The organism is Halalkalicoccus sp. NIPERK01, assembly GCF_030287405.1.
Taxonomy (GTDB): domain Archaea; phylum Halobacteriota; class Halobacteria; order Halobacteriales; family Halalkalicoccaceae; genus Halalkalicoccus.
The window spans coordinates 31,804-44,254 of record NZ_JASVVV010000004.1; the positions used below are offsets into that span (position 1 = coordinate 31,804).

Below are 12,451 nucleotides of genomic sequence, written 5' to 3' on the forward strand. Positions count from 1 at the left end.
GCCGCGTCGGCCTCACCGCTCACAGAGGGTGACGTCGCCGTTGTCGTAGCCGATGGTGCGGGTGCCACACATCTCCTCGATGTTCGTCTGGCGGACGTGGTCCCGGCCGTCGGCGGTCTCGAAGCGCGGCGCGCCGTCGCGCTGGTAGTCCCGATAGACGATGGTCTCGTGGTCGGGTGGCTCGCCGTCGACGGTGGCCGAACTGAATCGCTCTTCTCCGCCGTAACGGTTCAGCACGCTGGTGTAGGGGCTGTCGCTGTAGATGGGGTTCTCGGCGCTACTGTCGGTCGTCTCGACGAGCGTCTCCATCGCCGTCACCTCCGCGGGCGAGTAGCCGTAGCGGACGTTCTCCTCGGGGAAGGCGGGGGCGTCCTGCGTCGCGTCGCTCGCCAGCACCATCCCCCCCGAGAACGTGAGCGCGAACACGAGCACGACCGCCGCGAGCACCTGTGGGGAACAGTCCCGGCGCAGGCGGTCGAAGCCGACGGCGGTGAGTATCGCCATCACCGCGTAGAGGAAGGCGAACCACCGCCCGGGCAGGAAGTTCCGCAGGCCGAACAGCGGCGGGACGAGCGTGAAGACCATCATGACCCCGGCGGCGACGATGAGCGTGAGTCCCGGCTGGCTCGTGCGCTCGCGCCCGAGGAGGTAGAGGCTGCCGACGACGGTCCCGAACAGGAAGACGAGGAAGCCGGTGTGGTCGATCAGCGGGATGAGCGTCTCGCCCAGGAACGAGCCGGGTTCGCCGCCGCTGGCCGCGCCCGCGGCGTCGCTGCGGTCGAACAGCCCGCTGCCCTCGATCGACCCCCAGAGGACCACGACGACCGCCTCGGTGAACGTCCGCTCGCCCCAGGGGGTCATGCTCCAGACCAGCATGAGCAGGCCGAGCGCGAACGCCGAGTAACCGTGGACGCTGTGGATGCTGATCGAGGAGCCCTCGCCGGAGAACAGCCGCCGTCGGAGGCCGCCGGCGTTCAACCCGATCTGGGCGAGCGAGCCGGCACCGAACAGCACGAGCATGATGAACGCTGACACCTGGTGGGTCAGCGCCATCGCGAACATGAGGCCGATCAGCAGGGCGATCTCGGCGGGCCGGGCCCCGTGCTGTTGGATCCGAACGAACAGCAACAGGATGGCGAGAAAGACCAGCAGTCCGAGGCTCGTCGGGATGATGTGGATCGACCAGACCACGACGAAGTCGCTGATCGAGTAGGCCGCCGTGGCGAAGACCGCCCAGCGCGGGTCCGCGAAGCGGGCGGCCGTCAGGTAGACCAGCAGGGGCGCGACGACCATGGCGACGCCGATCGATCCGAAGAGCGCGAGCCGTGGCGTCACGCCCGTCAGGAGCGTCGCCGCGACGACCGAGAGGTGATAGAGCGGCGCGGCGCTGTACTTCGTCCGCCCCATCCCTTCGAGGGACTCGGCGGCGAGGATCCCCTGGACGTACTGGGGCATGTGGACCCAGACGTCGATCCCGACGTAGCCCGCCGATCCGAGCAGGCCGGCGAAGCGCACGACGAACCCCAGCGCGAGCACCTGCCCGAGCAACAGCCCGACCGAGAGGTCGCGTTCCGGGACGAGGGCGATCTGGACGAACACCAGCACCGAGAGGAGGATCGTGATCGCGTAGAAGGCGGGGCCGCGCCCGCCGGTCAGGACCGAGAGAGCGATCAACCCGGCCGCGCCGAGGAAGACGACGCCCGGTAGGGCGTGGACGGCCCACCGTGGGAGGGTCGCGATCCGATCGACCGACGGGGTCCGCGTCGCGGCCAGATAGAGCAGGCAGGCGACCGCGAGCACCGGCGGGACGGTCCGCACCAGCATGTGTGTGAGATAGAGGTTGAGCGGGGTCAACAGCGCCGCGAGCACCAGTCCCGCGACCGCCCCGAGGGTGCCGAAGCTGACCCGGTAGCCGCCCATCGAGAGGTGCATCTACGGGCACCCCTCCGCGAGCGCCGGACCCGAACCGCGCCGCTGACACCGACCCCTCCCTCGCATCGCTCACCCCTCGAAGCCACGGCCGCTTTATTATGTCGAATCTAACGGCGCGCCGCGTTACACAGCCACACGACGGCCGATCGGGAACGATCCGAAATCGCTGATACCGGAAAAGAGCGCCCGAGACGCGATATATCGACGGGTTAAAGTCAGCCGTCCTGAACGAAAGGCCGGATCAGGGGCCGAGGCTCGCCGGCTCGCCGTCGATCGCGACGTCGACCGGTGCGCTGGCCTCGAAGTCGGTGACCTCGCCCGTGAAGACGAACGAATCGGGTTCGCGCGTCGTCCGACCGGTCACGCGCGAGCCGTCGACCGAGTCGTAGTCGTTGATCGTCCCCCCGTACTCGGTGGACTTCCCGACCTCGCCCGAAACCGAGAACTCGTAGTGGGCCGTCGTCCCGCGACCGGAGACGGTGAGGATGCGCTCTAGGTCGCCGAACTCGTCGGGATCGACGGTCTCGCCGTCGAGACGGAGGTCGATCGGCCCCGCGGCCTCGAACTTGGTGACCTCGCCCGTGAAGGCGTACGAGTCGGGTTCGCGCGTCGTCCGACCCGTCACGCGCGATCCCGCGATCGAGTCGTAGTCGTTGATCGTCCCCCCGTACTCGGTGGACTTCTCGACCTCGCCGGAGACCGAGAACTCGTAGTGGACGGTCGAGCCCCGACTCGCGACCGTGAGCACGTCGCGGCCGGCCCCGAGGTCGGCGGGATCGACCGCCTCGCCGTTGACCCAGACGTCGACCGGTGCGCTGGCCTCGAAGTCGGTGACCTCGCCCGTGAAGGCGTACGAGTCGGGTTCGCGCGTCGTCCGACCCGTCACGCGCGAGCCGTCGATCGAGTCGTAATCGTTGATCGTTCCCCCGTACTCGGTGGACTTCTCGACCTCGTCCGAGACCGAGAACTCGTAGTGGGCCGTCGAGCCCCGGCCCGCGACCGTGAGCACGTCGCGGTCGTCGTCCGTCTCGCGGGGATGGCCGACGTCGGCGGGCGGTTCGTCGCTCCCGAAGTGGTTGCCCGAGAGCGTGACCTCGTCCCACCCGCTGCCGCCGGCGTCGGTGTAGTACTGGATGACGGGCGAGCCGTCGGCCAGACGGTCGCCGCCGGGATCGGTCGGGTTGAAAAACCAGTTGTCGGTCACGCGAGCGCCCGAACCGGGCGTGCCGCGGATGGCGACCGCCGCGGTGGTGTTCCCGCTCCGGTTCTCGACGAGTTCGAACGTGTTGTGGTGGACGTCGATCCGGTCGCCGCCGGGACGGTGCATCTCGAAGCCGAAGATCAGGCCGTTGGGCCCCTGCAGGTTGTAGCGGGCCTCGTAGCTACACCCGGGACCGCCGCCCCCGGCGATGCTGTGGCGATTGCCATCGAAATAGTTGTGCTCGATCAGCGGGTCGCCCCGGTAGACGACGACGCCGTAGCCCAGCCCTTCCATCATGTTGTCGTGGATCGAGCAGTGATGGACGTGCGCGTCGCTGTCCAGCGGGTCCGAGCCGTGGCGGCCGATCCCGATCGCGGCGTGGGTCCAGCCGTAGAGTTCGCAGTTGTCGATCTCGCAGTCGGCGTAGGCACGCAGCGCCAGCGAGTCGTTGTCCCAGGCGCTCCCCGCGGGGTCGTAGTAGCCGACGCGGTGGCCCCGAAAGCGCAGGCCCGTGATCCGGACGCCCTCCTCGTAGATCTGGAAGAGTCGCGAGGCGCGTTCGTCGGCGGTGATCAGCGCGCCCGGCGAGCCCTCCCTCCCCCGGCCGCTGGCGAGGGTCACGCCGCCGGGGATCGTGATCCGACGGGCGCTCAGGTCGATGACCGCGTCGTCGGCGACGTAGATCGTTTTCGAGCCCCCTTCGAGCGCCGAGAGCAGTTCCTCGCGCGTCGAGACGACCACGTCCGCGTCGGCGGGCGAGACCGTCCGGTCGTAGCCCTCGCCGCCGCCTACTTCCCCGCTCGGTGCCGGATCCTCGCTCGCCATGGCTGGAGCGGACCCCACGCCGACCGCGCTCGCGGCGGCGGCGAGTCCGAGCGTGAGATAGGCGCGCCGGCCCATCGTCCTGTCGTCGTGTCCGTGATGCATAATTCCGAAGTATATAGATTAATAATAAGTTTTGTGTAATTATTGTTGAAAGCATCGTTCGGCCGGCAGGCTTTTCGGCGCGGTCGCTCAGGTCCCGGTATGGACCGGCTCGTCCGCTCCCTCGAGAGCGCGCCCGTCGTCTCGCGCGGGGAGTACGACTACTTCGTCCACCCGGTGACCGACGGCATTCCGGCGGTCGAGGCGCCGTTGCTCCGCGAGATCGCCGAGGGGATCGCTCGCGTCGCGGATCTGGAGCGGGTCGACCGGATCCTCACCGCCGAGTCGATGGGGATCCACCACGCGACGGCGCTCACCCTCGAGACCGAGATCCCCTTCAGCGTCGCCAGAAAGCGCTCCTACGGGTTCGAGACCGAGGTCGCCGTCCACCAGGAGACGGGGTACTCGGAGGGGGATCTCTACATCAACGGGATCGGGGCCGGCGATCGCGTCCTGCTCGTCGACGACGTCTGCTCGACCGGCGGCACCCTCCGGGCGCTGTGTGAGGCGCTCGGCGAACTCGGGGCGGAACCGACGGAGGTCGTCGTCGTGATCCGGCGCGTCGGCGACCCCGTCGACCTCCCGGTGGGGCTCACGTCGCTGGTCGAGGTCGACGTCCGGGACGGACGGGTCGTCGTCCACGAGACGTCCTAGAGGAGCCGCTTTGCGAGCGTCTTGGCCGGACCGAGATCCACGCCCAGCCGTTCTTCGAGGTCGAGGACGAGGACGATCTCCTCGCGTTCGATCCCGCCGAAGCGGAGGGTTACGACGGCGTGGATCGCGAGAAAGAGCGCGAACAGCACGAGGAACACCGGGAGCGTGACGGTCACGAGCGATGTGACGAGCGCGTAGATTCCGCCGATCGCAACGACGGCGGCCGTCGCGGGTCGCAGGAGCGACGTGCTGAACGGATGGATGCCGGACCGGGTGTAGAGTTGGACCGAGTAGGCCACGTTGAGCAGGAGGTAGGAGATCACGGTGGCGACCGCAGCGCCGAGATACGAGTAGCGGGGGATGAGGACGACGTTGAGCGCGACGTTCAGCCCCGCGGCCCCGGCGTTGTCGAGCATGATGAGGCGGGTGTGGCCCATCGCGGTCAGCGTCTTGTAGTTCGGGCCGACGACCGCGTGGACGAAGAAGCCGACCGCGAGGACCGAGAGCGCGAGCGCGCCCTCGGTGTACTGCGGGCCGAACGTGTAGCGGATCAGCAGTTCGGGGAACAGCGCGATGACCACGAAGATCGGCAGCGACGCCATGAATATCCACTTCGTGACCAGCCGGTAGACGTGGGCCATCTCCCCGACGTCACCCTCGGCGTGCAGTTCCGAGAGGATCGGGACGAACAGAAAGCCGAAGGAGGCGAGCACGACCGTCAGCATCGTCGCGAGCGGGTAGAGCACGTTGTAGACGCCGACGTCGGCGGTCGAGACGAAATACCCCAGCAGGAAGGTGTCGATGTCGGCGAGGATCTTCACCATGATCGCCGAGACGATCAGCGGCGCCGAGAAGGCGAGCAGTTCGCGGTGCATCGGGGCCGCCGCGACCCGCGTGAACAGCGGCGTGTCCCGATGGAGGTAGTACGTCCCGAGCCCCGCGGCGGCGGCGTGGCCGACGACGTACGCCCACGCGACGCCCGCGGCGCTGTAGCCCAGTCGGAGGACGATCACGGCCAGTACCAGCCGGGTGACGTGGGCGGTGACGTTCTCGACGAGCACCTTCGGGACGGTGCGTTTCGTCCCTTGAATCCCGCCGATGGAGAGCTTCTCGACCGACGCGAACGGCATGGCGAGGCCGAACACCCGCAGGACGGGGACGACGCTCGGATCCCCGAAGGCCCGGGCGGCGATCGGTTCGGCGAGGACGATCAGCCCGATCCCCGAGAGCACCGAGAGGGGGAGCACGAGCTGGAAGGCGGAGACGAGGACGCCCCGTCGCCGTTCGGGGTCGTCGTATCGCGGCAGGTACCGTCCGACCCCGGTGTGCATCCCGAGAAGAACGACCGTCGAGACGGTCGCGAGCGCCGCGGCGCCGAGCGAGATCGCGCCGTAGCCCTCGGGGCCGAGCAGGCGGCCGATGACGAGCGCGGAGAGAAACGAGATCCCCAGCCCGAACATCTCGCCGACGAAGACGACGCTGCCGCCGGCGAACAGCTTTCGAAAAGGCTCCTCGCTCGCCATTATCGGAGGTCACGCCGGGCGGGAAAACGGGGGATATTCGGGTCCTCGGCGGAACACGCCCGCGGCCTCACGGGGCGGCCACCATCACTCACCCAGCAGTTGATCGACGAGCCAGTCGGGGTCGAACCGCTCGACGTCGTCGTAGCCCTGTCCGGTCCCCAGAAAGAGGATGGGCTTGCCGGTGACGTAGGCGATCGAGATCGCCGCCCCGCCGTTGGCGTCGGCGTCGGCCTTCGTGAGGATCGCGCCGTCGATCTCGGCGGCGTCGTTGAACTTCTTCGCGCGCTGGACGGCGTCCTGGCCCGCGACCGCCTCGTCGGTGAACAGGGTCATGTCCGGGCCGACGACCCGGTTTATCTTCTCGAGTTGGTCCATCAGCCCCTCGTTGGTGTGGAGCCGTCCCGCGGTGTCGCCGAGCACCACGTCCACGTCGTGGGCCTCGGCGTACTCGACGGCGTCGTAGATCACCGCCGCCGGATCGCCGCCCTGCTCGTGGGAGATGAGCTTCGTTCCCAGCCGATCGGCGTGCTCTCGGATCTGCTCGTTGGCGCCCGCACGGTAGGTGTCGCCGTTCGCGAGCACCGTCGAGTAGCCGCGCTCCTCGAGGTAGCGCGAGAGCTTGGCGATCGAGGTGGTCTTGCCGACGCCGTTGACACCCGTAAAGATGATCGTGACGGGTTTTTCGGCCGCGGCGATCCGCTCGTCGAAGTCGAACTGGCCGACGCTGATCACCTCCAAGAGCGCCTCCCGGAGCGCCTCGTCGATCCGCTCCTCGACCGTCTGGGTCATCCCCCGGGTCGCGTTCTCGAGGTCGTCGCGCAGGTTCGAGACGATCTCTTGGGCGACGGTGAATTCGACGTCGCTCTCGAGCAGCGCGAACTCGAGGTCGTCGAGCGGCCCCTCGATGACTTCCGGGTCGATGACGATCTGCCCCGTCGCGAGCGACCTCGCGCGGTGCATGAACCCGCCCGAGGAGCGATCGGTCGTCGGCTCCTCGGATCCGGGTTCGGGTTCCGCGGCCGCGTCCGGTTCGGTCGTTACCTCCCCCGGTTCGGCCGTCGCCCCTTCGATCGGTTCCTCGGTGTCGACGGGTTCGCCCGAACCGGCCGGTTCGGGCTCGGCGTCGGGTGCTGCGGCCTCGGCCGGCTCTTCGGGCATCTCCTCGGTCTCGGCGTCCCCCTCGACGTCCGCCGCTTCCGCCCCCTCCTCGACGTCGTCACGGAAGCGCCCGAGCTTCTCTTTCAGCCCGTCGAACATGTCACTGCTCGTCGTTCCCCTGTTGCTGGAGCTGCTGCATCGCCTGCTGTTGGGCCTGCTGTTGGACCTGCTGGGCGCGCTGTTCGACCTCGTCGATCTCGGACTCTAGCTCGTCGATCTCGGACTCTAGCTCGTCGATCCGCTCGGAGAGCGTGTTGCGTTTGGTCTGGAGCGTCTCGGTCGCGTCGTCGCGTTCCTGTTCGGCGGCGAAGCCGCCGCCGACGTCGACGATCACCTCGTCGATGTCGTCGACCGTCGCACGGACGTACGCGCCGCCGCCGACCGGCACCTGTACCGTCGAGCCGGTCTCGAGCGATTCGAGCGCGGAGACGGCCTCGGTGATCTCGGCCTGTTCGTCCTGGAGGGCCTCGACCTCGTCTTCGAGCGCCTCCTGCTGGGCGTCGAGCTCCTGGAGCTGCTGGGAGAGCTCCTGGAGTTCGGGGCTTGTGCCGCCCATGCTCATCGCGCGATCACCGTGTTGAGAGAAACGAACGTCATGCCTACGACTGGGGCAGCGAGTCGGAAGTATCTTCCTAGTCGAGGTAGCCCAGTGCGTCCTCGATTCGCCCGAGTTCGGGCCCCGTGGTGTCCTGACCGGCGACGTAGCCGAAGGCGTTCGCCACCAGGCCGGAGCCGACGAGCGGCCCGCCGTAGTTGATCGTCCCGATGTCGGCGTAGGCGTCGAGGAGCTCCTCGAGGAAGTCGAGTTCGCCGTCGGTCGCCTTCGGGTGACAGAGCACGCCGTCGTTCGTCGCCACGGCCGCGGTCCCGACGGTTCTGAGACCCGCGAGTTCGCCCCGTTCGACCGGGACCCCGAGACCATCGTTCACGGCCCGGACGGCCTCCCGGGAGAGGTCGGGGTGGACGTACGCGCCGCTGTCGTTCGCGAGCACGACGTTGCCCGCGGCGTTGATCCTCCCCGGCAGTTCGGTGACCGGCAGGTCGACGACGTCGGCGATCGCCTCGCGCTCGGCGTCGGTGATCCGGCTACTGACGAGCAGGCCGTTCGAGTTGCCGACACAGAGCGCGCCCACGGTGGAGGAACCGCCGATCGTGGTCGGGATCGCCGGGACCGCGAGTTCCTCCTCGAGTCCCTCGCGCAGGTCGTCCTCGACGTCGTTGCGCACGAGGACCGCGTCGTCGGTCGCACGGGCGAAGACGCCGACCGACGACGACCCGAAAAAGGCGGTGCGAAGCACTATCGGGCGAGCTCGGCCTCGACGAGCGCCTCGCCCTCCTCGGTGAACCGAGCGGCCCGCACGCGGAGCTTGCTCGGGGGCTTTCGTCGGCCCCGTTCCCAGACCGCCTCGTTGATCGAGGGGTCCAGACGTACGGCGTCCTCCTCGACCGAGAAGTGTTTCGCGAGGTGCTCGCGGACGATCGACATCGCCTTGTCGGCGCGCTCGTGGCTGGCCTGTGCTTTCGCGTCCCGCAGCGGGACCGTCACCACGCGCTCCTCGAAGTCGCTCGCGCTCATTATTCGTCGGTGTCGCTACGGCGCCAGTTTCGCCGCTTGGGGTTTCGCGTCACGTCGCGGTCGGTCTTGAGCATCACCCACGCGGGGATGCGCGAGTTCTGGCGATCCAGCTTCGCCAGGCGCTTCTTCTTCGCCTTCGATTTCTTGCCCATAGTACCCGGCAGTACCCCGGCGGCGCATAAAATCCTGTCCTTTTCAGAACAGCCCCGAGACCGCCCTGCCGACGCGACCGAACCGGGAACCGCCGTCGGTCGTCTCCGAACCCGCGGAATCGGAGGGCACGGGAGCGTCCCCGGATCCCGAAGCGGTGTCGGACTCGAACTCGCTCATCCTGAAGGTCACCTTGCGCTCGGAACGCTCCTCGTCGGCCTCCGTGCCGTCGTCCCACCCCGTCTGGCAGTTCGGACAGGAGGTGACGCAGTCGTGGTTGTCCCCGAACACGCGCGCGTAGTCCCGCGAGACGTATCCATCACAGCAATCACATCGAACCATACGGACATATCGTATCTAAAACATAATAAATATAATATATTGTTTCAACGGTATCGAATCCGATACCGGGGTTAGCGACCGGCTAATCGGCGTCGAGCGGGTACGAGCGGACCGTCGAGTAGACCGATCCCTCGGGGCCGAGTTCGCTCTCTTTCAGCGTCACCGCCTCGACCGTCGGCCGGCCGATGGTCGGATCGCGCTCGCGGACGAGGCGCTGGACGAGTTCCTTGCCGCCGGCGTGGTCCATCCGCGCGACCGTGGCGTGGGGCGTGAAGTCGTGATCCTCGGGATCGAACCCCATCTCGACCGTCTCGCGTTCGATGGCCTCGTGGAGGCGGGTCATCTCCGTCGTCCCGTCCCGGACCCCGATCCAGACGACGCTGATGTACTCGATCGAGGGAAAGACGCCGAGGCCGCCGTACTCGGCCTCGAAGGGCGAAACGTCGGAGTCGGCGACGGCGGTTTCGAGGGCGGATTCCAGTTCGGGCAGGCGGTCCTCGGGGATCTCGCCGAGGAACTTCAGCGTGACGTGGGTCTGGGTCGGATCGGTGGGCCGGATCCCCTCCGCCTCGTCGAGGTCCTCCTGGACGGCCGCGATCCGTTCTGCGAACTCCTCGGGGAGGTCGATGCTGACGAACAGGCGCATGGCGGGCGTTCGACGCCCAGCGGGTAATCGCTGTGGGTGCAGTCGGGTGGCCGTTGCTGTTGCTGTGGTAGTGCGGTACTGGGGTAGTGGTGCGGTGGCCGGCGTGAGCGTGGCTGCCACGTCCGGCAGCCACACGAGCGGGACGGGGAAGGGCTGGTTCACTAAGCGAGCAGTTCGGGCCCGAACTGCTCGCAATGCGGCCTGGAGGAAATGAAAGGGGCGAGGCCGGACTGCCAAGTCCGGCCGAGGGCTTTCGTGCGTAGGGCTTAACACCGCATCGCCCCTATCCCATCCATGACCGATCCAGAGGACCGAGACCACCGCTTTTCCGAGGGACAGGGCTTCTCCGACGCCTACGAGGAGTTCGACCTCGATCCCCCCGAACTCCGGGTCGACCCCGAGAAGGTCGATCCCGTCGACTCGCGCGTGCTCACCGACCTGCTCGACGAGCACAACGTCTCGCGCGAGGACATCGACGTCGAGTCGCTGGTCGAGGTCGGCCTCTCGTACATGGGGATCAACCGCCACGAGCAGGCGACCACGACCTTCGAGCGCGCCGCCCGGTTCGCCGAGGACGACTCGCTGCTCGCCCAGGAGGCGTGGGCGAACAAGGGCGTCGCCCACGCCGAACTCGAGGAGTACGACGAGGCGATCGGCGCCTACCGGGAGGCGCTGCGGATCGACGATCGCTCCGAACACGCCGCGGTCGCCGAGACCAACCTCGCGTACGCGCTCTGGGAGACCGGCAAGACCGAGCAGGCGCTCGAACACGCCGAACGCGCCGTCGAGATCGACAACCGCTTCCCGCAGGCGTGGTACAACCGCGGCTTCTTCCTGCTCGAACGCGGTCTCGCCGAGGAGGCGGTCAACTGCTTCGACAACGCGATGCGCCTCGGACTCAGGAGCGCCGACCTGCTCGAGGAGAAGGCCCGCGCCCACGAGGAACTGGGCGAGGACGAACGCGCCGAGGACCTCGCCGAGGAGGCCGAGGAGCTACGCGCCGAGAGCGAACAACAGTTGATGGAGCGATGATCGTAAACGAGCGCGAGACCCCGAAGGGGCTGTTGGTCTCGGTCTGCGATCGCGAGGTCCTCGGGGAAACCTTCGAGAACGGCGAGGTCTCGATCACCGTGACCGAGGAGTTCTACGGCGGCGACGAGGCCGCGGAATCGGAGGTCGCGGCGACGCTCGCGCGCGCGAGCGTCGCGAACCTCGTCGGCGAGCGGGCGGTCGCGCTCGCCATCGAACGGGGCCACGTCGACGAGACGAACGTCCTCGACATCGACGGCACGCCCCACGCGCAGTTCCTGCGGATGTGATCAGTCGATCCCGAGGAGTTTCGAGGGGTTTTCGTAGACGATCGCCCGAACGTCCTCGCGGTCGACGCCGAGACGACACAGGTCCATGATCGTCCGCTTCATCGCGAAGGCGTCGTGTTCCATCGCGCCGATGAGGTCGGTGTCGAGGACGATCCTGTCGGCTCCGTACGCCTCGATGGCGCTCGCGACGTCGGCGGGGTCGAACCCGCGCAGCCACGGCGCGCTGACGCTGAAGCTCAGGTAACAGTCCGTGTTCTCCAGGACGAGCGGGACGATCTCGGGGCTCGCGTGGTCGATCACGACCTGCTCGTCGGACAACCCCGTCTCGTCCGCGAGTTCGAGGTCGATCTCGACGGCCTCGCGTTTCGCGGTCGCGGGACCCAACAACGGCTCGGTGAAGCTCGCGTTCGCCTCCTCGTAGCTGTGGCTATATCTCGCGGAAAGGCCGCCCTTGCTCGATCCGGGGGTGTGGATCAGGATCGGCAGGCCCGTTTCGCGGGCGACGTGCATCTGTTCGCGCACGACGTCGCGCTGTTCGTCGATCCCCCACCCGACCGTGTGGTGGGTCGATTCGATTCCCGTCTCGCCGATGGCGACCACCCGCTCGTCCGCACAGTAGTCCGGAAGCGCCGCGAGCAGTTCCTCGCTCCCCTCCACGCCGGCCCAGGTGTGGACGCCGACGGCGACGTACTGGTCGTAGAAGTGCCGGTGATCGAAACACGCCGCCCGCCGGAGGGCGTCGTCCCAGAGGAACCGGACGTCGTCGGCCGAGACGGGGCGATACGGCGCCCAGTAGTAGCCCGCGGCGATCATCACCGCCGCGCGAGCGCCGCTCAGATCGAATCGTTCCCTGTCGTTCCACGTGAGCGACTGGGTGTGCTGGTGGATGTCGATCCACGGGATCTCGAGCGGTTCGGGCGTCTCCCCGGCGGGCGTACCGCCGAGTGGCCGGTTCGTAAACGACGTCATGGATCGGATTACGCGTACAGCCACAAGTAATGGTGCGAAACGTCGTACCGCGGGTGG

Annotated in this window: 14 protein-coding genes; 3 read left to right on the forward strand and 11 right to left on the reverse strand. The window is 67.9% G+C overall.

What is annotated here, in order from left to right; all coding sequences use genetic code 11:
- Positions 1 to 12: 12 nt before the first annotated feature.
- Positions 13 to 1,932 carry a hypothetical protein gene (locus QRT08_RS12335; protein ID WP_286046269.1) on the reverse strand — a complete coding sequence of 640 codons (1,920 nt, stop codon included), beginning with the start codon at positions 1,930 to 1,932 and terminating at the stop codon, positions 13 to 15.
- A 241-nt stretch (positions 1,933 to 2,173) separates the two neighbouring features.
- The gene (locus tag QRT08_RS12340; RefSeq protein ID WP_286046270.1) at positions 2,174 to 4,060 is read right to left on the reverse strand and encodes a right-handed parallel beta-helix repeat-containing protein; all 1,887 of its coding nucleotides are present in this window, start codon (positions 4,058 to 4,060) and stop codon (positions 2,174 to 2,176) included.
- 99 nt (positions 4,061 to 4,159) lie between these two features.
- Here QRT08_RS12340 and hpt point away from each other — a divergent pair, with 99 nt between their 5' ends.
- Positions 4,160 to 4,711, forward strand: a complete 552-nt coding sequence (gene hpt / locus QRT08_RS12345; protein WP_286046271.1) for a hypoxanthine/guanine phosphoribosyltransferase — start codon at positions 4,160 to 4,162, stop codon at positions 4,709 to 4,711.
- Here hpt and QRT08_RS12350 read toward each other — a convergent pair.
- The 8 genes from QRT08_RS12350 to thpR all read right to left on the reverse strand — a co-directional run bounded on the left by QRT08_RS12350 (position 4,708) and on the right by thpR (position 10,106).
- Positions 4,708 to 6,234: a flippase gene (locus QRT08_RS12350; protein ID WP_286046272.1), complete on the reverse strand. Its 1,527-nt coding sequence runs from the start codon at positions 6,232 to 6,234 to the stop codon at positions 4,708 to 4,710. The two genes, hpt and QRT08_RS12350, sit on opposite strands and share 4 nt — an antisense overlap.
- A gap of 84 nt (positions 6,235 to 6,318) precedes the next feature.
- A complete protein-coding gene (gene ftsY, locus QRT08_RS12355; RefSeq protein WP_286046273.1) occupies positions 6,319 to 7,491 on the reverse strand; it encodes a signal recognition particle-docking protein FtsY in 1,173 nt (390 codons plus the stop codon).
- A 1-nt stretch (position 7,492) separates the two neighbouring features.
- Positions 7,493 to 7,948: a prefoldin subunit alpha gene (pfdA, locus tag QRT08_RS12360; protein ID WP_369684840.1), complete on the reverse strand. Its 456-nt coding sequence runs from the start codon at positions 7,946 to 7,948 to the stop codon at positions 7,493 to 7,495.
- 76 nt (positions 7,949 to 8,024) lie between these two features.
- Positions 8,025 to 8,690, reverse strand: a complete 666-nt coding sequence (locus QRT08_RS12365; RefSeq protein WP_286046275.1) for a translation initiation factor IF-6 — start codon at positions 8,688 to 8,690, stop codon at positions 8,025 to 8,027.
- The gene (locus QRT08_RS12370) at positions 8,690 to 8,968 is read right to left on the reverse strand and encodes a 50S ribosomal protein L31e (protein ID WP_286046276.1); all 279 of its coding nucleotides are present in this window, start codon (positions 8,966 to 8,968) and stop codon (positions 8,690 to 8,692) included. Before QRT08_RS12370 ends, QRT08_RS12365 begins: the two co-directional genes overlap by 1 nt.
- Positions 8,968 to 9,120: a 50S ribosomal protein L39e gene (locus tag QRT08_RS12375; protein ID WP_066379730.1), complete on the reverse strand. Its 153-nt coding sequence runs from the start codon at positions 9,118 to 9,120 to the stop codon at positions 8,968 to 8,970. Before QRT08_RS12375 ends, QRT08_RS12370 begins: the two co-directional genes overlap by 1 nt.
- A gap of 43 nt (positions 9,121 to 9,163) precedes the next feature.
- Positions 9,164 to 9,460: a DUF7563 family protein gene (locus QRT08_RS12380; protein WP_286046277.1), complete on the reverse strand. Its 297-nt coding sequence runs from the start codon at positions 9,458 to 9,460 to the stop codon at positions 9,164 to 9,166.
- A gap of 82 nt (positions 9,461 to 9,542) precedes the next feature.
- Positions 9,543 to 10,106, reverse strand: coding sequence for an RNA 2',3'-cyclic phosphodiesterase (gene thpR, locus QRT08_RS12385; protein ID WP_286046278.1), 564 nt, complete (start codon positions 10,104 to 10,106; stop codon positions 9,543 to 9,545).
- 294 nt (positions 10,107 to 10,400) lie between these two features.
- Between thpR and QRT08_RS12390 the strand changes: the two genes are divergently transcribed.
- Positions 10,401 to 11,138: a tetratricopeptide repeat protein gene (locus QRT08_RS12390; RefSeq protein WP_286046279.1), complete on the forward strand. Its 738-nt coding sequence runs from the start codon at positions 10,401 to 10,403 to the stop codon at positions 11,136 to 11,138.
- Positions 11,135 to 11,425 carry a DUF424 domain-containing protein gene (locus QRT08_RS12395; protein ID WP_286046280.1) on the forward strand — a complete coding sequence of 97 codons (291 nt, stop codon included), beginning with the start codon at positions 11,135 to 11,137 and terminating at the stop codon, positions 11,423 to 11,425. The genes QRT08_RS12390 and QRT08_RS12395 overlap by 4 nt, the downstream gene beginning before the upstream one ends.
- On the opposite strand, the gene QRT08_RS12400 is transcribed toward QRT08_RS12395, so the two are convergent.
- The gene (locus QRT08_RS12400) at positions 11,426 to 12,394 is read right to left on the reverse strand and encodes a TatD family hydrolase (protein ID WP_286046281.1); all 969 of its coding nucleotides are present in this window, start codon (positions 12,392 to 12,394) and stop codon (positions 11,426 to 11,428) included.
- Positions 12,395 to 12,451 lie beyond the last annotated feature (57 nt).